Source organism: Pseudomonas sp. SCB32 (assembly GCF_009189165.1).
GTDB lineage: Bacteria > Pseudomonadota > Gammaproteobacteria > Pseudomonadales > Pseudomonadaceae > Pseudomonas.
Genome location: NZ_CP045118.1, coordinates 6,280,952 through 6,303,603 on the forward strand (window position 1 = coordinate 6,280,952; position 22,652 = coordinate 6,303,603).

Here is a 22,652-nt window from a genome sequence, read left to right on the forward strand (position 1 = left end):
CAAAGGGAGAGCTTCAATGAACATGAATTGGGGAGTGTTGTTTCTGGTTGTCCTGACCGGTTGCAACGGATGGGTCTCGCCAGAAACCAACGGTTCGCTGACCGATCGCTACTTCAGTGTTTTTTCCGGACCGCCACTGCCGGGCGTGATGGTCGCCTCCGCCGTTCAGTGGAATTCCGACTATGCCGTTACCGCCGCCCATACCCCTTTCCTGCGGAACCAGGCGTATCGCTGCAGCACCGGCTGCGACCTGCTGTTCATTACCCACAAGGCCGAGGGGCAGGTTCCCCGCTGGCGCGACTTCCGCCCCGGCGAAGCCGTCACCGCCCTGGGCAGCAGTAGCCTGTTGATCCCGATGAGCGCCCAGGGCCGGATCTGGCCGGCATCGTTCGTCAAACCCGGGTCATCCAGCCAGGAGCATTACGGCATCCATGACGCGGCGATCGCCAAGGGCATGTCCGGCGGACCACTGATTGCCAGCGACGGCAGCGTGCTGGGGATCAATATCGGCTACAGCAAGGGCTGGTCAGCGCAGCCGGATCGCCCCGAGAAGGCGGGGATGGCTCGGCTGAGCGTTTTTGTCCCCTACAGCGTGATACTGCGGGAATGGCGCCTGTTCCAGGCGCAGGCGGCGAAGAACGCCGCCCACCCCCTTCAGGCGAAGAACCAGTAGCAGACTCCGATGGACGCCAGCACGCCGGCTAGGTCCGCCAGCAACGCACAGCCCACGGCATGGCGGGCGCGCTGGATGCTCACCGCACCGAAGTACACGGCCAGCACGTAGAAGGTCGTCTCGGTGCTGCCTTGCACCGTGGCCGCCACCAGCGCCGGGAAGCTGTCCACACCATGGGACTGCATGGTTTCCAGCAGCATGGCCCGCGCCGCGCTGCCGGAGAACGGCTTGACCAGGGCGGTGGGTAGCGCGTCGACGAAGCGGGTGTCCCAGCCCAGGCCTTCGACCCCCCAGCGGATGCCGTTCAGTACCATTTCCAGCGCGCCGGAGGCCCGCAGCACGCCAACCGCGCAGAGCATCGCCACCAGGTAGGGCAGCAGGCCCTTAGCAACGTCGAAGCCTTCCTTCGCGCCTTCGACGAAGGTTTCGTACACCGGAACCTTCTTCAGCCAGCCGACCACGAGGAACAGCATGATGATGCCGAACAAGGTCACGTTGCCCAGCAGCGACGACAGCTGCGCCAGCGCGGTGGCGGACAGGCTGGAGAGCAGCGCCATGAAGGCGCCCAGCGCCAGCGCGCCGGGGATCAGGTAGGCCAGCACCACTGGGTCCCACAGGCGCAGGCGCTGCATCACCGACACGCTGAGCAGGCCTACCAGCGTGGAGGCGCTGGTGGCGAGGAGGATCGGCAGGAATACCAGGGTCGGATCGGCGGCGCCCTGCTGCGCGCGGTACATGAAGATGGTCACCGGCAGCAGGGTCAGCGACGAGGCGTTGAGCACCAGGAAGAGAATCTGTGCGTTGCTCGCGGTGGTACTGCTGGGGTTGAGTTCCTGCAGCGCCTTCATGGCTTTCAGGCCGATGGGGGTGGCGGCGTTGTCCAGGCCCAGACCATTGGCAGCGAAGTTCAGGGTGATCAGGCCGATGGCCGGGTGGCCGGCCGGCACTTCCGGCATCAGCCGGCGGAACAGCGGGCCGAGCAGGACCGCGAGCTTCTCCACCAGGCCGGCCTTCTCGGCGATGCGCAGGAAGCCCAGCCAGAGCGTCAGCGTGCCGAACAGCAGCACCATCACGTCCACCGACAACTTGGCCATGGCGAACAGGCTTTCCACCATGGCGGCGAAGACGGTCGCCTCGCCTCCGAGCAGCCAGCGGGAAAGCGCGGTAACCGCCGCGACGATGAAAAAGCCCAGCCACAGGCCGTTGAGCATGGAGAGTCCCCCTTGGAATGGTCGGGATGATAGCGGCACGAGCTCACCCGACGCCAGAAACGACAAGGCCCCAGGCAATGCCGGGGCCTTGTGGATAACTGGTCGAGGGTACACCGGGAGAGCCGATCACCGCTGTAAGCTCACAGGCGGTGTAGGAGCGGACTTCGTCCGCGATGGTTTCCGGCGCGATGCAGACCTATTGCGGACGGAGTCCGCTCCTACGTCATGCCTTAGTGAGCGGCGGAGCTCTGCTTGCCCTCCGGGCTCTCACCTTCAAGGAACGCTTCGACGCGACCGTCCTGCATGGCTTGCCAGTAACGGGCACCCTTCTGCGCGTCGTAGACGCCTTCCCACTTGGAGATCACCAGCACGGCCAGTGCGTTGCCGATCACGTTCAGCGCAGTACGCGCCATGTCCATGATGCGGTCGACGCCGGCGATGAAGGCCAGGCCTTCCAGCGGGATGCCCACGCTGCCCAGGGTGGCCAGCAGTACCACGAAGGAGACCCCCGGCACGCCGGCGATGCCCTTGGAGGTGACCATCAGGGTCAACACCAGCATCAGTTGCTGGCCGATGGACAGGTCGATGCCGTAGAGCTGGGCGATGAAGATCGCCGCGATGCTCTGGTACAGGGTCGAGCCATCGAGGTTGAACGAGTAGCCGGTGGGCACTACGAAGCTGCTCACCGCCTTGGGCGCGCCGTAGGCTTCCATCTTCTCGATGATGCGCGGCAGCACGGTTTCGGAGCTGGCGGTGGAGTACGCCAGGACCAGTTCGTCCTTGAAGATGCGCATCAGCTTGATGATGGAGAAGCCGAACAGGCGCGCAGCCAGGCCCAGCACGATGAAGGCGAAGAAGGCGATGGCGAAGTACACCAGCACTACCAGCTTGGCCAGCGGCAGCAGCGAGGCGAAGCCGAAGTTTGCGACCGTCACCGCGATCAACGCGAACACGCCGATGGGGGCGTAGCGCATGATCATGTGGGTAACGCGGAACATTGCCTCGGCCACGCCCTGGAACATCTTCACCAGCGGCTCGCGGGTCGGTGCCGGCAGCGAGGAAAGCCCCAGGCCGAACATCACCGAGAAGAAGATGATCGGCAGCATCTCGCCACGGGCCATGGCCGCGATGATGTTCGACGGGATCAGGTTGAGGATGGTCTCGACGAACGCATGGTGGTGCTCGACTTCCTTGGCAGTCTGCGCGTACTGGGAGATATCCACAGTGCCCAGGGTGCTCATGTCGATGCCGGCGCCCGGCTGGAACACGTTCGCCAGCAGCAGGCCGACCACGATGGCGACGGTGGTGATGATTTCGAAATAGATGATGGTCTTCAGACCGATCCGTCCGAGCTTCTTCGCGTCGCCCATGCCGGCGATGCCGACGACGAGCGAGGAAATCACGATCGGCACCACGATCATCTTGATCAGGCGGATGAAGATGTCACCGGCCGGCTGGAGAACATTGCTGATCCACCAGGCCTTTTCCGCGCTGAAATGATTGAGCGCGGCGCCCAGTGCAATTCCGAGTACCAGGCCGATGAGGATCTGCCAGGCGAGGCTGAGCTTGGCTTTGCCCATAGTTGAGTCACCCTTGATTCTTGTGGAAGTCGGGGTTCCGCATCGCCACCGGGGTACCGATGGCCAGCGAAAAGGGGGCGCATGATTCCTACACCCATTTCCCTCGTCTAATGCCGGAGATGCCTACCCTATGCACAATCGGCATAAGGAAAGGCACTTGAAACAGGCGTCCCAGATCTCCGTCCCCTTGATTTTTCGTATGGGTCAGGAATCCCGATGCCTGCCACGCAGCGGTTTACAAAGACGGCTAGGCTGAAATCTATCCGGCCGCCGATGGCCGTCATCCTTGAAGAAAGGAGCCCGTGATGAAGAAGATCCTGGTCCTTTATTACTCGATGTACGGTCACATCGAGCGCATGGCGCAAGCCGTCGCCGAAGGCGCCGGCAAGGTTCCCGGTGTCGAGGTGACGCTCAAGCGCGTTCCCGAAACCATGCCCGAGGACATCGCCCGCAATGCCGGCGCGAAACTCGACCAGCAGGCTCCGGTGGCCAGCCCGCAGGAACTGGCCGACTACGACGCGATCCTGTTCGGCTCACCCACCCGCTTCGGCAACATGGCCGGCCAAATGCGCACCTTCCTGGATCAGACCGGCGCCCTGTGGATAAACGGCGCGCTGATCGGCAAGTTCGCAGGCGTCTTCACGTCCACCGGTACCGGAGGCGGTGGTGAAACCACCATCACCTCGTTCTGGCACACCCTCGCGCACCACGGGATGGTCATTGTAGGCCTGCCCTACAGCGCACCGGAATTGACCGATATCAGTGAACTTCGAGCGGGCTCACCCTACGGCGCCGCTACCATTGCCGGCGCGGATGGCTCGCGCCAGCCCAGCGAAAAGGAACTGGCCCTGGCGAGATTTCAGGGCGAACACGTGGCCAAGCTGACCGTTCGCATGCAATGACCCCTCCAGAAAAGGACGCTCCATGACGCGACTCCCGGTAGTACCCACCCTGCTGTTGGCCAGCGCCCTGGCGCTGGCCGGATGCTCCAGCCAGAAACCGGACGCCTCGCAGTATTCAGGCTTCCTCGACGACTACTCCCAGCTCAAACCCGCGACCTCGCCCAGCGGGCAACCGGTGCTGCGCTGGGTGGACCCGAATCTGAAACTGAGCAACTACAGCTCGGTGCTGGTGGAGCGGCCGGTGTACTTCCCGCAACCCAAGCCTACCGAGAACGTCGATCAGACGACCCTGAACACGATTCCCGATTACCTGAAGCAGCGCATCGAGCAGCAGCTGAGCAGCCGCTATCGCGTGGTACAGCAAGCCGATCGCGACACCCTGGTGCTCAAGACTGCTATCACCGGCGTAAACGTTTCCACCGAGGGTCTGCACGCCTACGAGGTGATCCCGATCGCCCTGGTGGTGGCGGCCACCACCACCGCAATCGGCACGCGGGACCAGGAAACCGAGGTTTATGTGGAAATGGAAGCGCTGGATGGTGCCACCAGCAAGCCGGTGGCCAAGGTTGTGCGCAAGGGCGCCGGCAAGACGCTGGAGAACACCAGCACACGCCTGACGCTCAATGACCTGAAACCCGTGCTCGACGGCTGGGCGCGCGACGCCGCCAACTTCAAACCCTGACGGGCCCGGCTCTGCGGAACCGGGGTGAGGCCATTCTCACGCCGGTTCCGCCACAGCCTTTTGCCCTGACCCGGTCCGCCGTTGCGGAGGCACTCCTTGTACCCCTGGGTTGCTCAGGGCCTGAATCACCCCGAACATCCCGGCCCCCTGGCCATGCGCCAGGCCTTCAGCCAGGCGCGATCAGAACCAGTTCGGATCGCTCTTGAGTTCCTCGTCCAGAATGCTTTTCACCGCCTCGCTCGGTTCGCCCAGCCAGCTCGGCGCCTGGCCCGGCGGCAGCCTTTCGGGCACCTTCACATAGAGGGCGTAAGCCTTCCGCTTGTCCCAGGTGAAGGCCACATAAAGCCGATGGTTGGTGCAGTCGTAGGCTTCACAGAGTTCGCCCACCAGTTACTTGCCGTTCACCTTGTCCACCGAGTGCATCGGCATCGATGTGCCGGTGAGACTCATCACCCAGTTGGGCAGCTCACGTTCATTCTGGACCACCGAATGCCAGGTCTGCCCGTACTGTCCATCGGAGGCTACCAGTTGATCGACCCGGTACCGGGCGATCCTGTCCGGCCCCAAGGCCAGGGCCTGGGCCCCGGCACCAGCCAGAAACAGCAGAGCGATCAGGAGGTTACGGATGAAGCCCATCGCCAGGTTCCTTGTCCAATCGGGAGGATAGGTGTCAGCCCCGTCGGTGCCCGGCGATGAACGACACGACGAACAGCACCAGGAACAGGACGAACAGGATCTTGGCAATGCTGGTCGCAGCGCCCGCAATGCCGCCGAAACCGAGCACACCGGCAATGATGGCGATGATCAGGAATGTCAGAGCCCAGCTGAGCATGGGACTTCTCCTCTTCTGGTTGTAGATTCGGACGCTCTCCCGACGTTCAGGCCACCACGCAGGTGGGCGGTTCGCAGGCGCGCCGCCGATTCAGAACACCCAGCCGCCATGGCGAGCGATTGACGCTGGCGGCTCGTGAGACCTCGCGGCCAAGTGCCGACTGACGTTATCCCTGGCCGGAAGAGGCTGTGGATAACGCGAGACCTCCTGCATCACGCTGGATGCATTGGGGATAAGTACGCGGGGATCGTCATAGGATGGCGACACCCACTGCACCTGGTGGATCAGCAACAGCAGCAGGGCGATGGCCAGCAGGACCCGGCTCCAGACATCGACATGTGTTTCTTGGCTCTTCATCCCGACTCTCCTGACCGTCGCGTGCGTCCTTGCCAAGGCTGGCGGCATGGGCTGCTTTCCCTGGAAATCTGCACGCCACATGCCAAGCTGCGGCTGTCTTTTTTATCCTTTTAAAACAATATGTTGGAATTTTCGCGCAGGACCTCGGCGCACGCATCCTGCACGATCAAGGGGCTTTGCCCGTGCGTTTTGCAATGCTCGCCGCGAAAGCCCGGTTGTGATCAGACTCCGAACGCTCACCACGGGAAGTCGCGCAAATGGGCTGGGCGGCTCATGACCGCATCTGCCCCTCGGACGGTCGGTACAGGCCGCTAGTCTGCCCGGCCACCTTCAAGGCGCTGGCGTCCACCTCATGAACGCCACGGGTCTTGCGCGCGGTGTCGATCAGTTGCTGACGCTCAGCACTGCTGGGCACCACACCACTTAGGCTGACCACGCCATCGCGGGTGGACACACCGATGGAAAGCCCGCTCAACGCATGACGCGCCACCACGTCTGCCTTGATCTGGCTGGTGATCCAGGCATCGCTGACCGCGGCCTGCGCATCGTTCACGGAATCTTCCAGCTTCTTGGTCGACGAACCTTCCGGCACCACCTTCAGGCGGTTATCCACAGAGGCGACCCCTTCGGTCTGCACGGCAAGGTGGGAGGCCTGCTGGCTGGCTTCCTCGCTGGGTGCCGTACCTTCCAGGGTGACCGCGCCCGCCTTGCTGGAGACCTTGATGTCCAGCCCGTCGGCGGGCTTATCGAGCAGCAGCTTGGCCTTGACCCGAGCAGCCAGCGCCGCATCGTCCCAACTCTGCACCGCATCGCTGCGCGGCGCTTCGCTGTTGGCCAGTGTCGAGTCGACGGTAATACGGTTATCCACAGCGGTGATGCCTTCGACGCTCATCGCGACCTGCGCCGCCAGTGCACGCTGTTCTTCATTGGCAACCTTGCCACTGAGCACGGCACGGCCCTTTTCCACATCCACGCTGAGCCTGAAGGGTTTCAGGTCGCGGTTGAGGTTGATGGCGGTCCAGATCGAACCTTCCTGGCGCGCGGCAGCCAGTTGCTCGGTGAGGGTGGATTCCTCGGCCTGGCCGACCAACGGTTGGCTGGCCAGCAACACGCTGCCGAGGGCCAGGACAAGCAGCTTCGGGATAGACATGGTGCGCTCCTTGGCGATTTTCTGTACTGCCAGTAGAGACACCAGTACGCCCCTGTCAGTGCCATCCTGTTGATAAGTCATTCTATTTCAACGTATTACCCACCATGTGGATAACTCTGCCCTTGCAGCCTGCCCGACGCTCTGGAAAGAGCCTTTGCAACTTGCACGAAATTTCCGGGACTAATAATTAACCTAAGACAAATAATGAGGAACACCTCGAATGGACGCACCGGCTGAGCAACAAGGCCGCATCCTTCTGGTCGATGACGAGCCCGCCATCCTCCGCTCGTTCCGCTATTGCCTGGAAGACGAAGGCTATAGCGTAGCCACCGCCAGCAGCGCCTCCCAGGCCGACACACTGCTGCTGCACCAGGTGTTCGACCTGTGTTTCCTCGATCTGCGCCTGGGCGAAGACAACGGCCTGGATGTGCTGGCCCAGATGCGCGTGCAGGCGCCCTGGATGCGCGTGGTGATCATCACTGCCCACTCCGCAATCGACAGCGCGGTAAACGCCATGCAGGGCGGGGCTGCCGACTACCTGGTGAAACCTTGCAGCCCCGATCAGTTGCGCCTTGCCGCCGCCAAGCAGCTGGAGGTTCACCAGCTCACCACACGCCTCGAGGCGCTGGAAGGCGAAATGCGCAAGCAGGGCGAAGTGCTCGAATCGCAGAGCCCGGCCATGGCCGCCGTGCTGGAAACCGCCCGCCAGGTCGCTGCCACCGACGCCAATATCCTCATCCTTGGCGAGTCCGGTACCGGCAAGGGTGAGCTGGCGCGGGCCATCCACGGTTGGAGCAAGCGGGCGAAGAAATCCTGCGTGACCATCAACTGTCCGTCGCTGAGTGCCGAGCTGACCGAAAGCGAACTGTTCGGGCATAGCCGTGGCGCATTCACCGGCGCCACCGAGAACACCCTCGGTCGCATCAGCCAGGCCGACGGCGGCACCCTGTTCCTCGACGAGATCGGCGACTTCCCCCTGGTCCTGCAGCCCAAGCTGCTGCGCTTCATCCAGGACAAGGAGTACGAGCGGGTAGGCGATCCGGTCTCGCGCAGCGCCGACGTGCGCATTCTCGCGGCGACCAACCGCGACCTGGCCGGCATGGTCACCCAGGGCAGCTTCCGTGAGGACTTGCTGTACCGCCTGAACGTGATCGTGCTGAACCTGCCGCCATTGCGCGAACGCGCCGAGGACATCCTGACCCTTGCCGAGCGCTTCCTCGCCCGCTTCGTCAAGGACTATGGCCGACCGGCCCGCGGCTTCACCGATGAAGCCCGCGACCTGCTGCGCCGCTATGGCTGGCCCGGCAATGTGCGCGAGCTGAGAAACGTAATAGAACGTGCGAGCATCATCTGCAATCAGGAGATGATCGGTATAGAACACCTCGCCCCTGGCGAGCACTCGGCGAACGCCACACCGCGCATCGGCGAAGCACTCAGTCTGGAAGAATTGGAAAAAGCTCATATCGCCGCGGTGATGGCCTCCAGCGCAACCCTCGATCAGGCCGCCAAGACCCTGGGCATCGACGCATCCACGCTGTACCGCAAGCGCAAGCAATACAGCCTGTGAAACTCTCCCTGCCGCTGACATTGCGCACGCAGCTCTTCCTGAGCATCTCGGCGCTCATGACGGTGGCCCTGCTGGGGCTGCTGCTGGGGCTGTTCAGCGTGGTGTTCACCGGCCGCGAGCAGGCGGAACTCATCCAGCGCAATTTCGACACCATCGAAGTCAGCGAGCAGCTGCGCCAGGCCCTGGGTGATGAATTGGTCCAGGTACTCAGTACAGAGCCGAGCAGAGAGCGTCTGGAGGCTGCCCGCCAGCACTTCAGCGATCAGCTGGAGCACGGCCAGAAGCGCGCAGCCAGTGACACGGAGCGGCAACTTTTACAGCAGATCGCCGACGCCCATCGGCAGTTCGTCGATGCCACGGAGAATCCGGGCCCCGGCCTCCCCGACCTGCTGGATGACAGTGACCTCGGTCGCAACCTGGACGCACTGCGGCAACAACTGCTCACTCTGCATGAATTCGCCATGCGCAATATCGATACCCAGGAAAGCGACGCTCGCACACGGACGCTGCTGATCAGCGGGCTGCTCGGACTGGTGGGCGTGGCCATCCTGCTGATCGGCTTCGTGACCGCCCACAGCATTGCCCGCCGTTTCGGTGCGCCGATCGGCGCCCTGGCCAAGGCAGCGGACAAGATCGGACAGGGTGACTTCGACCTGACCCTGCCGATTTCCCCGGTGGCCGAGTTGGCCGCCCTGAGCCGCCGCTTCGGTCTGATGGCGGAGGCCCTGCGCCTGTATCGGGAGACCAACACCGAGGCTATCGGCTACGGGCGCCGGCGCTTGCAGGCGGTACTCGACAGCATCGACGACGGCCTGGTGATCCTCGATCGCGACGGCCATATCGAACATGCCAACCCGGTCGCCAGCCGCCAGTTGTTCTCCAGGAGCGATCCACACGGCAAGGATCTGGGCGAGTTGCTGGATACCCCGGAGCTGACCCAGGCCATCCGAAGGGCGCTGGCGGGTGATCTGCTGGAAGAGACGCCCCTGGACCTGGTGGTGGAAGTGAGTGGGGAACGACGGCTGCTGACCTGGGGCATGTCTCCGGTCACCCATGACGACGGTCGCAACATCGGCGCGGTGATGGTGTTGCGCGACGTCACCGAGCAACGCGCCTTCGAACGGGTACGCAATGACTTCGTGCTGCGCGCTTCCCATGAGCTGCGCACCCCGGTAACCGGCATGCAGATGGCCTTCGGCCTGCTCTCAGAGCACCTGGTATTCCCCAGGGAATCCCGCGAGCACGATCTGCTCACCACGGTCGATGAAGAGATGCGGCGGCTGGTCATGCTGATCGGCGACCTGCTGAATTTCTCCCGTTACCAGAGCGGCACGCAGAAACTCGACCTGCAGCCCTGCGATATCAACGAAATCCTGGCGCAGGCCAGGCAGCGCTTCGAGGGCCAGGCGCGCGGCCAGCTCATCGATCTCCAGATGGAAGCCGGCGAGGGCTTGCCGCCGCTCAAACTCGATCGCCTGCAGATCGAACGGGTCATCGACAACCTGATCAGCAACGCCCTGCGCCACACCCCGGAAGGCGGAGTGATCCGGCTGCAGACACGCTGTCACGATAAACGGGTAACGATCGCCGTGGAAGACAACGGCGACGGGATTCCCTTCAGCCAGCAGGGTCGCATCTTCGAGCCCTTCGTACAGATCGGAAGCAAGAAGGGCGGTGCCGGCCTGGGCTTGGCGCTGTGCAAGGAGATCGTCCAGCTGCACGGAGGGCGAATCGTCCTGCACTCGCAGCCGGGCAAAGGCTCGCACTTCTACGTGCTGTTGCCGGTTTAGCTGGTTGGCACGGCCAGCAGCAGCGCTGCAGTCTCCAGATCCGGCTCGCCGTCGAAGCGGTCCGGGCGGAAGCGCATCTGGAAGGCAGCGATCACGTTGCGCGTCTGTTCGTCGAGTACACCATTGAGCGGCACCGCGTAACCGTGACGCGCCAGCTGCTGCTGGAACCATCGTGGAGCGGGCAGCTGGCCATTCAGCTCACCCAGGCGGCGGGCGATCTCGCCCGGCTTCGGCCAGGGGATCAGGCCGGCGTCGGCAAGCTTCTTCCAGGGGAACAGCGGGCCCGGATCGACCTTGCGCTGCGGAGCGATGTCGCTGTGGCCGAGGATGTGATCCGGCGTGATGCCCTGGCGCTTGCTGATGTCCTTGAGCAGGACAATCAGGGCGTCGATCTGGGCGTCAGGATAGGGGTACCAGATCTTGCCGCTGGGGGTTTCGCGGTAACCGGGATTGATCAGCTCGATGCCGATCGACGTGGAGTTCAGCCAGGTGCGCCCCTGCCATTCGCTCTGTCCCGCATGCCAGGCACGGCGATTCTCGTCCACCAGCTGGTAGATGGTCGGCGGCTGGTCGCCGATCAGGTAATGGGCGCTGACTTCACCACGCGTCAGGACCTTCAGCGAACGCGGCAGGTTCTCCGACGTGTAATGGATGATGATGTACTGGATGCGGCTGTCCTGGTTGCGCGAGACATGCGATCGATCGATCTGCAGCCCCTGCTCGGCGCAGCCGGCGAGCAGCAGGGCGAACAGGGCAAGACTGAGGGCACGTAGGGTCATGGACTCACTCACGCTGCGATGTGCAGGACGCTGCGCAGGTTCTGCAGGAGCATGTTCACGCTGAGCATGATCAGCAACATGCCGGCCAGGCGCTCCACGGCGGTCAGCCCGCGAGGACCGAGGAAGCGCTGGAGGAACGAGGCCTGCAACAGGATCACGGCCGTCGCCGCCCAGGCCAGGATCACCGCCAGGTACAGCTCCCATAACGGACCAGTGTAGGTGGTCCGCAGGGTGATCAGCATGGCCAGTGCCGAGGGGCCGGCTACCGCTGGCGTCGCCAGCGGAACCAGCAGCGGCTCGCTGTCGGGCATGTCGCCCAGTACGCCCTGGGGAGTTGGGAAGATCAGGCGCATGGCGACCACGAAGAGGATGATGCCGCCGGCGATTCCGGTCGCCTCTTTGGACAGCCCGAGGCCGGTAAGGATGTGCTCGCCAAGCGTGAGGAAGATCAGCAGCAGGCCGAGTGCGAGCAGCAGTTCGCGCAGGGCGACCTTGAGCCGGCGCTCGGCCGGGACGGATTTCAGGGCGGCGAGGAACACCGCGATGTTGCCGAACGGGTCGGTGATCAGAAAGATCAGGACGGCGACGCCGAGCATGATCGGGAAACTCCGGCAGGAAAGACGCCCGACCGGGCGGCAGCGCGGCTCAGGAAAGTCTCTGTGGATAACGAAATAGCGTAGTCCCGCCTGTGAATAAGAACTTACCCACAGGCGGGTTGAGGAACCGTCAGGACTTCTTGATCTTTTCCGGACGCTTCCAGCCTTCGATCACGCGCTGCTTGGCGCGCCCGACCGCCAGGGTCCCGGCCGGCACCTCGGCGGTAACGGTGGAACCCGCGCCAGTCGTGGCACCGGCACCGATATCCACAGGCGCCACCAGCGAGTTGTTGGAGCCGATGAAGACGTCCTCGCCGATGGTGGTGCGCCACTTGTTGGCGCCATCGTAGTTGCAGGTGATGGTGCCGGCGCCAATGTTGGTACGCGCGCCGACTTCGCTGTCACCCAGGTAGGTCAGGTGGCCGACTTTCACGCCATCCTGCAGGTGGACGTTCTTCAGCTCGACGAAGTTACCCACATGCACCTTGCGCTCCAGCACGCTGCCCGGACGCAGGCGGGCGAACGGACCAACATCGCTGTCAGGTCCGACATGGGCGCCTTCCAGATGCGAGTTGGCCTTGATGATGGCGCCACGGCGCAGGGTGCTGTCCTTGATATAGCAGTTCGGGCCGATCTGAACGTCGTCCTCGATTTCCACCTGGCCTTCGAGGATCACGTTGATGTCGATCTGCACGTCACGGCCAATGCTGACCTCGCCGCGCACGTCAAAGCGCGCCGGGTCGATCAGGGTGACGCCCTGGGCCATCAGACGGCGTGCGATGCGCTGCTGGAAGAAGCGCTCCAGTTCGGAGAGCTGCAGGCGGTCGTTGGCGCCCTGGACTTCCATGGCGGCCTGTGGCTGCGCAGTAGCAACACGAAGGCCGTCGGCCACGGCCATGGCGATCACGTCGGTGAGGTAGTACTCGCCCTGGGCGTTGGCATTGGACAGGCGCGACAACCAGCCAGCCAGACGCTCGCGCGGCACAGCGAGGATGCCGGTGTTGCCTTCGCGGATAGCGCGCTGCTCGGGAGAGGCGTCCTTCTGCTCGACGATGGCCTGAACCTCGCCGGCAGCGTCGCGAATGATGCGGCCGTAGCCAGTGGGGTCATCCAGCTCGACGGTCAGCAGCGCCAGCTGTTCGGCGGTGGCCTGGGCCATCAGGCGCTCCAGGGTCGGCTGCTCGATCAGCGGCACGTCGCCGTAGAGGATCAACACCTTGTCCGAACTCAGGAACGGGGCGGCCTGGGCCACTGCGTGGCCGGTGCCGAGCTGCTGCTCCTGGATTACGAAATTCAGGTCATCCGCCTGCAGGCGGTCACGTACCAGCTCCGCGCCGTGGCCGATCACCACATGGATGCGGGAAGGGCTGAGCGTGCGAGCGGTATCGATCACGTGGGCGAGCATCGGCTTGCCGGCGACCGGGTGCAGGACTTTCGGCAGGGCAGAGCGCATGCGAGTGCCCTGGCCAGCGGCGAGAATGACGATTTCGAGGGACATGAATGACAGACCGTCCTGGTGAGCGGGGAAACCCCGGATGTCGAAAAAGAAAAAGGGTAGCCAAGGCTACCCTTTATCTATTTTTCGCTAAAGCCCGAAGGCTTCGCGCGGCTCAGCCGCCGTACTTCTTGCGAACCTGCTGGACCGTGCGCAGTTGCGCTGCGGCTTCGGCCAGGCGGGCTGCGGCGGAGCTGTAGTCGAACTCGGCACCTTTGGTGTGCAGAGCCTTCTCAGCTTCCTTCAGTGCGGTCTGGGCAGCCGCTTCGTCGAGGTCGCCTGCGCGAATCACGGTGTCGGCGAGAACCTTGACCATGTTCGGCTGTACTTCGAGGAAGCCGCCGGAGATGTAGTACACCTCCTGCTCGCCACCCTGCTTCACCAGGCGGATCGGACCCGGCTTGAGCTCGGTGATCAGCGGCGCGTGGCCCAGAGCGATACCCAGATCACCCAGGGAGCCGTGCGCTACGACCAGCTCGACCAGACCGGAGAAGATCTCCGCTTCGGCGCTGACGATGTCGCAGTGGACAGTAATAGCCATACCCTTGCCTCACGTAAGCGCCCGTTGCCGGGCGCACGGATTACAGCTTCTTCGCTTTCTCGATGGCTTCTTCGATGCCGCCGACCATGTAGAACGCCTGCTCGGGCAGGTGATCGTAGTCGCCGTTGAGGATGCCTTTGAAGCCAGCGATGGTGTCCTTCAGGGAGACGTATTTGCCCGGCGAGCCGGTGAATACTTCAGCCACGAAGAACGGCTGGGACAGGAAGCGCTGGATCTTACGAGCACGGGCCACCAGCAGCTTGTCGGACTCGGACAGTTCGTCCATGCCGAGGATCGCGATGATGTCCTTCAGCTCCTTGTAGCGCTGCAGTACGTACTGTACGCCACGAGCGGTGTCGTAGTGATCCTGGCCGATAACCAGCGGGTCCAGCTGACGGGAAGTCGAGTCCAGCGGATCAACTGCCGGGTAGATACCCAGCGAGGCGATGTCACGGGACAGTACGACGGTGGCGTCCAGGTGGGCGAAGGTGGTCGCCGGGCTCGGGTCGGTCAGGTCGTCCGCGGGAACGTAGACGGCCTGGATCGAGGTGATCGAGCCTTTCTTGGTGGAGGTGATGCGCTCTTGCAGAACGCCCATCTCTTCGGCCAGGGTCGGCTGGTAACCTACTGCGGAAGGCATACGGCCCAGCAGTGCGGATACTTCGGTACCGGCGAGGGTGTAACGGTAGATGTTGTCGATGAACAGCAGTACGTCACGGCCTTCGTCACGGAACTTCTCGGCCATGGTCAGGCCGGTCAGTGCAACGCGCAGACGGTTGCCCGGCGGCTCGTTCATCTGGCCGTATACCAGGGCTACCTTGTCCAGTACGCCGGAATCCTTCATCTCGTGGTAGAAGTCGTTACCCTCACGAGTACGCTCACCCACACCAGCGAACACAGAGTAACCGCTGTGCTCCATGGCGATGTTACGGATCAGTTCCATCATGTTTACGGTCTTGCCTACACCGGCACCACCGAACAGACCGACTTTACCGCCCTTGGCGAAGGGGCAGACCAGGTCGATTACCTTGATACCGGTTTCGAGCAGGTCGTTGCCGCCAGCCTGGTCAGCGTAGGACGGAGCGTCGCGGTGAATACCCCAGCGCTCTTCTTCGCCGATGGGGCCGGCTTCGTCGATCGGGTTGCCCAGCACGTCCATGATACGGCCCAGGGTCTTGGTGCCGACCGGGACGGAGATGGCTGCGCCAGTGCTTTCCACGTTCAGGCCACGCTTGAGGCCTTCGGTGGAACCCATCGCAATGGAACGAACCACGCCGTCGCCCAGCTGCTGCTGAACTTCCAGGGTGGTTTCGACGCCCTGAACTTTCAGGGCCTCGTAGATGCTCGGCACGGCATCGCGCGGGAATTCCACGTCGATCACGGCGCCGATGATTTGAACAATACGTCCGCTACTCATGTCTGGTTCCTCTGAATTTTGAACCTGTTCTTACACCGCGGCAGCGCCGCCGACGATTTCCGAGATTTCCTGGGTGATCGCCGCCTGACGTGCCTTGTTGTAGATCAGTTGCAGACCACTGATCAGATCACCGGCGTTGTCGGTAGCGTTCTTCATTGCAATCATCCGGGCCGCCTGCTCACAGGCGTTGTTCTCAACCACGGCCTGGTACACCTGGGATTCCACGTAGCGCACCAGCAGGCCGTCGAGGAGGGCCTTGGCGTCGGGTTCGTAGAGGTAGTCCCAGTGGTGCTTCAGCTCGGCATTGTCCTCGGCCACCAGCGGAATCAGCTGTTCCACGGTCGGCTTCTGGGTCATGGTGTTGACGAACTTGTTGGAAACCACGTACAGGCGATCGATACGACCTTCCAGGTAGGCATCCAGCATGACCTTGACGCTGCCGATCAGATCGTTGATCGACGGCTCTTCGCCGAGGTGGCTGATAGCTGCAACCACGTTGCCGCCATAGCTCTTGAAGAAGGATGCACCCTTGGAGCCGATCACGCAGAGATCAATCTCCGCGCCACGATCGCGCTGCCCGCCCATGTCCTTGACGAGAGCCTTGAACAGGTTGATGTTCAGGCCGCCAGCCAGGCCACGGTCGGAGCTCACCACGATGTAGCCGACGCGCTTTACTTCACGCTCGACCATGAACGGGTGACGGTATTCCGGGTTGGCGTTGGCCAGATGGCCGATCACCTGGCGAATGCGCTCCGCGTAGGGACGGCCGGCCGCCATGCGCATTTGTGCCTTGCGCATCTTGCTCACCGCCACCTTTTCCATGGCATTGGTGATTTTTTGCGTGCTTTTGATGCTCGCAATCTTGCTGCGAATCTCTTTTGCGCCTGCCATTTCACACCTATCGGTTTAGCAGGCGGGGGTCGCTAGCGACCCCCGCTGCGGCTTACCAGGTTTGGGTGGCCTTGAACTTCTCGATGCCGGCCTTGATGCCTGCGTCGATTTCGTCGTTGAAGTCACCCTTCTCGTTGATCTTCGCCAGCAGAGCGGCGTTCTCACGTTGGAAGTAGGCGATCAGCGCTTGTTCGAAGGCGCCCACCTTGGCGATCTCGACGTCCTGCAGGAAGCCACGCTCGGCGGCATACAGGGACAGCGACATCTCGGCGATGGACATCGGCGCGTATTGCTTCTGCTTCATCAGCTCGGTAACGCGCTGACCATGTTCCAGCTGCTTGCGGGTCGCGTCGTCCAGGTCCGAGGCGAACTGGGCAAAGGCCGCCAGTTCACGGTACTGGGCCAGCGCGGTACGGATGCCGCCGGACAGCTTCTTGATGATCTTGGTCTGGGCCGCGCCACCCACACGGGATACCGAGATACCGGCGTTGACGGCCGGACGGATACCCGAGTTGAACATCGCGGATTCCAGGAAGATCTGACCGTCGGTGATGGAGATCACGTTGGTCGGAACGAAGGCGGAAACGTCGCCAGCCTGGGTTTCGATGATCGGCAGGGCGGTCAGGGAACCGGTCTTGCCTTTCACTTCGCCGTTGGTGAACTTCTCTACGTACTCTTCGGAAACGCGGGAGGCGCGCTCCAGCAGACGGCTGTGGAGATAGAACACGTCGCCCGGGTAAGCTTCGCGGCCCGGCGGACGGCGCAGCAGCAGGGAGATCTGGCGATAGGCTACGGCCTGCTTGGACAGGTCGTCGTACACGATCAGGGCATCTTCACCGCGGTCGCGGAAGAATTCACCCATGGTGCAGCCGGAGTACGGAGCCAGGTACTGCAGAGCAGCGGATTCGGAAGCGCTGGCAACGACCACGATGGTGTTGGCCAGGGCGCCGTTTTCTTCCAGCTTGCGTACGACGTTGGCGATGGTCGATTGCTTCTGACCAATGGCAACGTAGACGCAGCGGATGCCGCTGTTCTTCTGGTTGATGATGGCGTCGATGGCCAGAGCGGTTTTACCGATCTGACGGTCACCGATGATCAGCTCGCGCTGGCCACGGCCAACCGGGATCATGGCGTCGACCGACTTGTAACCGGTCTGAACCGGCTGGTCTACCGACTTACGCCAGATCACGCCCGGTGCCACTTTCTCGACAGCGTCGGTCAGTTTGGCATCGATCGGGCCTTTGCCATCGATCGGGTTACCCAGGGCGTCGACAACGCGACCCAGTAGTTCCGGACCAACCGGTACTTCCAGGATGCGGCCGGTGCACTTGGCATTCATGCCTTCTTTGAGGTCCTGGTATTCACCCAGTACCACAGCACCGACGGAGTCTTGCTCCAGGTTCAGCGCCATACCGTAGACGCCGCCCGGGAATTCGATCATTTCGCCGTACATGACGTCGGCCAGACCGAAGATGCGCACGATGCCGTCGGAGACGCTGACGATGGTGCCTTCGTTACGCGCTTGCGAAGCTACATCGAGTTTCTCGATGCGCCCCTTGATGATTTCACTAATTTCGGAAGGATTGAGTTGCTGCATGCCGCTGCCCCTTCAAACTCAAGATTTCAACGCTTCGGCCAGTTTCGCGATTTTGCCGCGCACCGAGCCATCGATTACCAAGTCACCGGCGCGGATTACCACGCCGCCGATCAGGCTCGCGTCTTCCGACGCATGAAGTCGCACTTCGCGACTGAGCCGGGCGCTGAGAGCCTTGGCGAGTTTGTCCTGCTGTTCCTGGTCCAGGGCGAAGGCACTGGTGACCTCGACCTCGACCAGCTTTTCCTGCTCGGCCTTGAGTTGCTCGAACATCACGAAGATGGTCGGCAGCAGGTCGAGCCGCTTGTTTTCAGCCACAGTCCGGACGAAGTTCTGGGCCGGAGCATTGAGCTTGTCGCCACACACGTCGATCAGCGCGTCAGCCTTGGCTGCCGCGGTCAGCTGGGGCTCCTTGAGCAGCTGGCGCACGGTGTCGTCCTGCGACACTGCAGCCAGCACACCCAGAGCAGCGGACCAATCGGCCAGTTGCTGATGAGCCTGGGCGTACTCGAAAGCCGCCTTCGCGTATGGACGAGCCAATGTGGTCAGTTCTGCCATATCGCCCTCTGCTTAGATCTCGGCGGCCAGTTGATCAACCAGCTGCTTTTGCGCGTTGGCATCGATCGAAGCACCCAGGATCTTCTCGGCGCCGGAGACAGCCAGGGCACCCACTTGGGCACGCAGGGCGTCTTTGACGCTGTTCAGTTCCTGCTCGATCTGGGCCTTGGCCTGGGCAATCATGCGATCACCTTCGGCACGGGCCTGATCACGAGCTTCGTCAACGATCTGGTTAGCGCTCTTCTTCGCCTGCTCGATGATTTCGGCTGCCTGAGCCTTGGCTTCGCGCAGTTGCTGACCCGCTTTCTCGTGGGCCAGTTCCAGGTCACGAGCCGCGCGGTTGGCAGCGTCCAGGCCGTCGGCGATCTTCTTCTGACGCTCGTGCAGAGCCGCGATGACCGGCGGCCATACGAACTTCATGCAGAAGAGGACGAAGATGGCGAACGCGATGGCCTGGCCGATCAGAGTTGCATTAATGTTCACGCCAATACCTCGCTCGTTCGTTGTTCAGTCACAGATTTCCGTTGTTCGGAAATTAGTGGGCAACCTGAGCAATGAACGGGTTAGCGAAGGTGAAGAACAGAGCGATACCAACACCGATCATGGTCACGGCGTCGAGCAGACCGGCGACGATGAACATTTTGACCTGCAGCATCGGAACCATTTCCGGCTGGCGAGCAGCGCCTTCCAGGAACTTGCCGCCCAGCAGGCCGAAGCCGATGGCGGTACCCAGAGCGCCCAGACCGATCAGCAGAGCAACGGCGATAGCAGTGAGTCCAACTACAGTTTCCATTTTTCCTCCCGACTTTTTTGTCGTGTTGGTTAAAGGTGAAGCAAGTTAAGGTGGTGAAGCTCTTCTTTCACCCCCTCCCGCAAGGGGAGAGGGCGTACAGAATCTTTTGATCAGTGACTGTCTTCGTGGGCCATCGACAGGTAGACGATGGTCAGCATCATGAAGATGAAGGCCTGCAGGGTGATGATCAGGATGTGGAACACAGCCCACGCCCAGTTCAGCACGACACCCATGCCGCCCAGCCAGAGGATGCCGGAACCGAACATCACGGCGATCAGGATGAAGATCAGCTCGCCAGCGTACATGTTGCCGAACAGACGCAGTGCCAGGGATACCGGCTTGGCGATCAGGGTCACGAACTCCAGCAGGAAGTTCACGGGGATCAGGATGATCTGAACCACCATGTTCTTGCTGTTGAACGGGTGCAGGGTCAGTTCGCCGAGGAAACCGCCGATGCCCTTGACCTTGATGCTGTAGAAGATGATCAGCGCGAACACCGCGATCGACATGCCGAAGGTGGCATTCGGATCGGTGGTGGCCACAGCGCGGAAGAACAGGTGCTCATTGCCGGTGACCGCCTGAGCCGCCAGCGGCAGGAAGTCCACGGGCACCAGGTCGATCAGGTTCATCAGGAAGATCCAGACGAACACGGTCAGCGCCAGCGGTGCGATGAGCGGGTTACGGCCGTGGAAGGTGTCCTTCACGCTGCCGTCGACGAACTCCACCAGAACTTCGACGAAGTTCTGCAGGCCGCCAGGTTGACCGCTGGTAGCCTTCTTGGCCGCCATGCGGAAGAGGAGGATGAATACCAGGCCGAGGAATACGGACCAACCCAGGGTATCAACGTGGAATGCCCAGAAGCCCATTTCCTTGGCTTGTTCGGCGGTGTGGGCGAACCCCCAGGAACCATCCGGCAGACGACCCAGGGTCAGGTTCTGCAAGTGGTGCTGGATGTAACCCGAAGCGCTTTCTGCTGCCATGTTTGCCTCAATCGCTCTAAGGTCTTGTAAATGTGTTTCGCATCAGCAGGGGTGCAAACCAGCTGACCACCAGGGTCAGCAGGTAGATGCCGAACAGCGCCAACGGCGCCAGCGGCTTCACACCTGCAAACGTCAGTGCGAAGAGCACTGCCGTCAAAATCAGTTTTCCCGCCTCACCGGCATAAAAGGACCGGACTATCAGCTGGGCTGAACGCGCACCGCTATAGCGGAACGCCTTGCGAGCAAAGTACAGATTCGGCAACCACGCAATCAGGCCACCCAGCAGGCCGGAATAGCCTGCGACCGATCCCTGGGCAAACCACAGGGCCGCTGCACCGATAAGCAGCACCACCAGCTGGACGAGCAACAGGCGAAAAGCCGGTTGGCGATGGAAGGGCAGGCGATTGGGCGTGCGGGGTTCCATCTGTCTCACAGTCCTCTGGTGTCGGCTTCACAAATCAATAACTTGGCATAGTTTGTGCCGACAAAATTGCGCGCAGAGTATAGGTGGCGCCGCATACCCGTTCAACCTTCGGGTAGTGATTTTCGACGCCCCCTACATGCTACGTTGGTATCAGCGTATGTGGGCGAGAACGCCCTGAAGCTCATCGAGGGAGTTGTAGCGGATCACCAGCTGGCCTTTGCCTTTTTGGCCATGGCGAATCTGCACCGGAGCCCCCAGGCGCTCAGCCAGGCGCTGTTCCAGCCGGCTGATGTCCGGATCACTCTTGACCGGTTTGACAGGTTCGCCAGGGGCATTGAGCCACTGACGGACCAGTGCTTCAGTCTGACGCACCGTGAGGCCGCGTGCGACAACATGTCGCGCACCTTCGACCTGCCGATTCTCCGGCAAACCGAGCAGGGCACGGGCATGGCCCATTTCCAGGTCGCCATGGGACAGCAGAGTCTTGATCTCGTCCGGCAGGGCGATCAGGCGCAGCAGGTTGGCCACGGTCACGCGGGATTTGCCCACGGCATCGGCGACCTGCTGCTGGGTCAGCTGGAACTCCTGCTGCAGTCGCTGCAGCGCGGCGGCTTCCTCGATGGGGTTGAGGTCTTCGCGCTGGATGTTCTCGATCAGCGCCATGGCGATAGCGGCTTCGTCCGGCACTTCACGGACCATGGCCGGGATCTTGTCCAGGCCGGCCTGCTGGCTGGCACGCCAGCGGCGTTCGCCGGCGATGATCTCGTAGCGGCCCTTGTCGATCGGGCGAACCACGATCGGCTGCATCACGCCCTGGGCCTTGATGGACTGGGCGAGTTCTTCCAGGGCTTGGGGGTCCATGTCGCGGCGCGGCTGGTACTTGCCGCGCTGGATCAGGTCCAGCGGCAGGTGCTGGAGCTCCTTGCTGTCGACCTGAACGGCTTCTTCCTGCAGGGTAGCGGCGCTGGAGCCACTGAGCAGGGCGTCCAGCCCGCGTCCGAGACCTCGTTTCTTGGCGGCCATGCGGGTTCCTTAATCTTTAGGCGGTGGCGGTGGTGCGGGCGGAACGCTGGCGGCGCACCACCTCGGCGGCCAGTGCCAGGTAGGCGAGGGCACCGCGGGATTGCTTGTCGTAGACCAACGCCGGCATGCCGAAGCTGGGAGCTTCGGCCAATCGCACGTTGCGCGGGATTACGGTGGTGTAGAGCTTGTCGCCGAAGTGCTCCTGCAACTGCGCACTTACATCGTTGGTCAGGCTGATGCGCGGGTCGTACATGGTGCGCAGCAGGCCTTCGATCTTCAGCGCCGGGTTCAGGCGCTCGGCGATGCGCTGGATGCTGTTCATCAGGTCGGTCAGACCTTCGAGCGCGTAGTACTCGCACTGCATCGGAATGATCACGCCGTCCGAGGCGGACAGGGCGTTGACGGTCAGCATCGATAGCGACGGCGGGCAGTCGATCAGGATGAAATCGTAGTTCTCACGGATCGGCGCCAGTGCGTGGCGCAGGCGGTGTTCTTTCATCTCCATCTCCAGCAGCACTACTTCCGCGGCGGTGAGGTCGCGGTTGGCGGGCAGCAGCTGGTAGCCGCCGTGCTCGGAGAACTGCATGGCCTGGGCCAGATCGCATTCACCGGTGAGCACGTCGTAGATGGAATGGTCCAGGGACAACTTATCCACACCGCTGCCGGTGGTGGCATTGCCCTGTGGATCGAGGTCGATCATCAGCACGCGACGCTTGGTTGCGACCAGCGAAGCGGCGAGGTTGATGCAGGTCGTGGTCTTGCCGACGCCGCCTTTCTGGTTGGCGATCGCGAATACCTTAGCCATGGTTTTCCCCAC

The 22,652-nt window shown here is 62.5% G+C and carries 24 protein-coding genes and 1 pseudogene; 5 read left to right on the forward strand and 20 right to left on the reverse strand.

The window, feature by feature from the left end:
• Positions 1 to 16 precede the first annotated feature (16 nt).
• Positions 17 to 673, forward strand: a complete 657-nt coding sequence (locus GA645_RS28565; RefSeq protein ID WP_152227781.1) for a serine protease — start codon at positions 17 to 19, stop codon at positions 671 to 673.
• Here the strand turns inward: GA645_RS28565 and GA645_RS28570 are convergent.
• Together GA645_RS28570 and gltP are read right to left on the reverse strand one after the other, a co-directional pair.
• The gene (locus GA645_RS28570; RefSeq protein WP_152227783.1) at positions 655 to 1,884 is read right to left on the reverse strand and encodes a nucleoside recognition domain-containing protein; all 1,230 of its coding nucleotides are present in this window, start codon (positions 1,882 to 1,884) and stop codon (positions 655 to 657) included. The two genes, GA645_RS28565 and GA645_RS28570, sit on opposite strands and share 19 nt — an antisense overlap.
• 230 nt (positions 1,885 to 2,114) lie before the next feature.
• Entirely contained in the window at positions 2,115 to 3,464 is a 1,350-nt protein-coding gene (gene gltP / locus GA645_RS28575) for a glutamate/aspartate:proton symporter GltP (protein WP_152227784.1), read from the reverse strand.
• Between the two features lie 305 nt (positions 3,465 to 3,769).
• Here gltP and wrbA point away from each other — a divergent pair, with 305 nt between their 5' ends.
• Both wrbA and GA645_RS28585 read left to right on the forward strand, forming a co-directional pair.
• Positions 3,770 to 4,366 carry an NAD(P)H:quinone oxidoreductase gene (gene wrbA, locus GA645_RS28580; RefSeq protein WP_152227786.1) on the forward strand — a complete coding sequence of 199 codons (597 nt, stop codon included), beginning with the start codon at positions 3,770 to 3,772 and terminating at the stop codon, positions 4,364 to 4,366.
• A gap of 22 nt (positions 4,367 to 4,388) precedes the next feature.
• Positions 4,389 to 5,048, forward strand: coding sequence for a DUF3313 domain-containing protein (locus GA645_RS28585; RefSeq protein ID WP_152227788.1), 660 nt, complete (start codon positions 4,389 to 4,391; stop codon positions 5,046 to 5,048).
• A 180-nt stretch (positions 5,049 to 5,228) separates the two neighbouring features.
• Here the strand turns inward: GA645_RS28585 and GA645_RS28590 are convergent.
• The 4 genes and pseudogenes from GA645_RS28590 to GA645_RS28605 all read right to left on the reverse strand — a co-directional run bounded on the left by GA645_RS28590 (position 5,229) and on the right by GA645_RS28605 (position 7,387).
• Positions 5,229 to 5,684: pseudogene (locus tag GA645_RS28590) on the reverse strand (inhibitor of vertebrate lysozyme family protein).
• Between the two features lie 34 nt (positions 5,685 to 5,718).
• Positions 5,719 to 5,880 (reverse strand): DUF1328 domain-containing protein, encoded by a 162-nt coding sequence (locus GA645_RS28595; protein WP_152227790.1) that lies wholly within the window; start codon positions 5,878 to 5,880, stop codon positions 5,719 to 5,721.
• Between the two features lie 90 nt (positions 5,881 to 5,970).
• Positions 5,971 to 6,237, reverse strand: a complete 267-nt coding sequence (locus GA645_RS28600) for a hypothetical protein (protein ID WP_152227792.1) — start codon at positions 6,235 to 6,237, stop codon at positions 5,971 to 5,973.
• A 271-nt stretch (positions 6,238 to 6,508) separates the two neighbouring features.
• Positions 6,509 to 7,387 carry a BON domain-containing protein gene (locus tag GA645_RS28605; protein WP_152227793.1) on the reverse strand — a complete coding sequence of 293 codons (879 nt, stop codon included), beginning with the start codon at positions 7,385 to 7,387 and terminating at the stop codon, positions 6,509 to 6,511.
• A gap of 220 nt (positions 7,388 to 7,607) precedes the next feature.
• Here GA645_RS28605 and algB point away from each other — a divergent pair, with 220 nt between their 5' ends.
• The gene (algB, locus tag GA645_RS28610) at positions 7,608 to 8,954 is read left to right on the forward strand and encodes a sigma-54-dependent response regulator transcription factor AlgB (RefSeq protein ID WP_152227795.1); all 1,347 of its coding nucleotides are present in this window, start codon (positions 7,608 to 7,610) and stop codon (positions 8,952 to 8,954) included.
• On the forward strand, positions 8,951 to 10,744 hold the full coding sequence (locus GA645_RS28615; RefSeq protein WP_152227797.1) for an ATP-binding protein: 1,794 nt from the start codon (positions 8,951 to 8,953) through the stop codon (positions 10,742 to 10,744). The genes algB and GA645_RS28615 overlap by 4 nt, the downstream gene beginning before the upstream one ends.
• On the opposite strand, the gene GA645_RS28620 is transcribed toward GA645_RS28615, so the two are convergent.
• From GA645_RS28620 to GA645_RS28685, 14 genes are all read right to left on the reverse strand, one after another.
• Positions 10,741 to 11,523 carry an N-acetylmuramoyl-L-alanine amidase gene (locus tag GA645_RS28620; protein ID WP_152227800.1) on the reverse strand — a complete coding sequence of 261 codons (783 nt, stop codon included), beginning with the start codon at positions 11,521 to 11,523 and terminating at the stop codon, positions 10,741 to 10,743. The genes GA645_RS28615 and GA645_RS28620 overlap by 4 nt on opposite strands.
• 8 nt (positions 11,524 to 11,531) lie before the next feature.
• Positions 11,532 to 12,119 carry a MarC family protein gene (locus GA645_RS28625; protein WP_152227802.1) on the reverse strand — a complete coding sequence of 196 codons (588 nt, stop codon included), beginning with the start codon at positions 12,117 to 12,119 and terminating at the stop codon, positions 11,532 to 11,534.
• 130 nt (positions 12,120 to 12,249) lie between these two features.
• Positions 12,250 to 13,617, reverse strand: coding sequence for a bifunctional UDP-N-acetylglucosamine diphosphorylase/glucosamine-1-phosphate N-acetyltransferase GlmU (glmU, locus tag GA645_RS28630; RefSeq protein WP_152227807.1), 1,368 nt, complete (start codon positions 13,615 to 13,617; stop codon positions 12,250 to 12,252).
• A gap of 112 nt (positions 13,618 to 13,729) precedes the next feature.
• Positions 13,730 to 14,155 carry a F0F1 ATP synthase subunit epsilon gene (locus GA645_RS28635; protein WP_152227809.1) on the reverse strand — a complete coding sequence of 142 codons (426 nt, stop codon included), beginning with the start codon at positions 14,153 to 14,155 and terminating at the stop codon, positions 13,730 to 13,732.
• Positions 14,156 to 14,195: 40 nt separating this feature from the next.
• Positions 14,196 to 15,572 carry a F0F1 ATP synthase subunit beta gene (atpD, locus tag GA645_RS28640; protein ID WP_045213787.1) on the reverse strand — a complete coding sequence of 459 codons (1,377 nt, stop codon included), beginning with the start codon at positions 15,570 to 15,572 and terminating at the stop codon, positions 14,196 to 14,198.
• 30 nt (positions 15,573 to 15,602) lie between these two features.
• The gene (atpG, locus tag GA645_RS28645) at positions 15,603 to 16,463 is read right to left on the reverse strand and encodes a F0F1 ATP synthase subunit gamma (protein ID WP_152227811.1); all 861 of its coding nucleotides are present in this window, start codon (positions 16,461 to 16,463) and stop codon (positions 15,603 to 15,605) included.
• A gap of 52 nt (positions 16,464 to 16,515) precedes the next feature.
• Complete coding sequence (gene atpA / locus GA645_RS28650) at positions 16,516 to 18,060, reverse strand: F0F1 ATP synthase subunit alpha (protein WP_045213785.1); 1,545 nt, start codon at positions 18,058 to 18,060, stop codon at positions 16,516 to 16,518.
• An 18-nt stretch (positions 18,061 to 18,078) separates the two neighbouring features.
• Positions 18,079 to 18,615, reverse strand: coding sequence for a F0F1 ATP synthase subunit delta (locus GA645_RS28655; RefSeq protein WP_152227812.1), 537 nt, complete (start codon positions 18,613 to 18,615; stop codon positions 18,079 to 18,081).
• A 12-nt stretch (positions 18,616 to 18,627) separates the two neighbouring features.
• A complete protein-coding gene (locus GA645_RS28660) occupies positions 18,628 to 19,098 on the reverse strand; it encodes a F0F1 ATP synthase subunit B (protein ID WP_017518842.1) in 471 nt (156 codons plus the stop codon).
• A gap of 52 nt (positions 19,099 to 19,150) precedes the next feature.
• On the reverse strand, positions 19,151 to 19,408 hold the full coding sequence (atpE, locus tag GA645_RS28665; protein WP_043256731.1) for a F0F1 ATP synthase subunit C: 258 nt from the start codon (positions 19,406 to 19,408) through the stop codon (positions 19,151 to 19,153).
• A 110-nt stretch (positions 19,409 to 19,518) separates the two neighbouring features.
• Complete coding sequence (gene atpB / locus GA645_RS28670) at positions 19,519 to 20,388, reverse strand: F0F1 ATP synthase subunit A (protein WP_152227815.1); 870 nt, start codon at positions 20,386 to 20,388, stop codon at positions 19,519 to 19,521.
• 16 nt (positions 20,389 to 20,404) lie between these two features.
• A complete protein-coding gene (locus tag GA645_RS28675) occupies positions 20,405 to 20,812 on the reverse strand; it encodes a F0F1 ATP synthase subunit I (RefSeq protein WP_152227817.1) in 408 nt (135 codons plus the stop codon).
• A 150-nt stretch (positions 20,813 to 20,962) separates the two neighbouring features.
• Positions 20,963 to 21,835 carry a ParB/RepB/Spo0J family partition protein gene (locus GA645_RS28680; protein ID WP_152227819.1) on the reverse strand — a complete coding sequence of 291 codons (873 nt, stop codon included), beginning with the start codon at positions 21,833 to 21,835 and terminating at the stop codon, positions 20,963 to 20,965.
• A 16-nt stretch (positions 21,836 to 21,851) separates the two neighbouring features.
• Positions 21,852 to 22,640, reverse strand: a complete 789-nt coding sequence (locus GA645_RS28685) for a ParA family protein (protein WP_152227821.1) — start codon at positions 22,638 to 22,640, stop codon at positions 21,852 to 21,854.
• Between the last annotated feature and the right edge of the window lie 12 nt (positions 22,641 to 22,652).